The following is a 280-nucleotide window of genomic DNA, read 5'->3' as shown; positions in this document are numbered from 1 at the left end:
ATGTTGGCTCTTTTAAATGATAAGCAAAACGAAGTGAGCTTATGGGTTGAGCAAGATATTTGGCACGGTGATTTGTTTCATTGTCATCCGTTTGAAAACACCCAAACATGGTTGCTTAGTAAAGCTGATTTAGAAACATTTTTTAATTACACAAAGCATCAACCGCGCGTTGTATTTTTACCCTCAAAATAAGCCCACATAATTAACGATAAACCACATAAGCAAACCGCAAGCAGCGTAAACATAAACGCTGTTTGCCCATGATGTTGGTATACCACAC

At 37.9% G+C, this 280-nt stretch carries 1 protein-coding gene; it reads left to right on the top strand.

The features are described 5' to 3' along the window. Positions 1 to 192: YbaK/EbsC family protein (locus AAEY83_RS14295; RefSeq protein WP_502945180.1), on the top strand; the 192-nt coding region annotated here is incomplete at its 5' end. Between the last annotated feature and the right edge of the window lie 88 nt (positions 193 to 280).

Source organism: Psychrobacter sp. TB20-MNA-CIBAN-0197, from assembly GCF_040309765.1.
In the GTDB taxonomy this organism is placed as follows: domain Bacteria; phylum Pseudomonadota; class Gammaproteobacteria; order Pseudomonadales; family Moraxellaceae; genus Psychrobacter; species Psychrobacter submarinus.
This window is presented reverse-complemented; position numbering and strand designations above follow the sequence as displayed.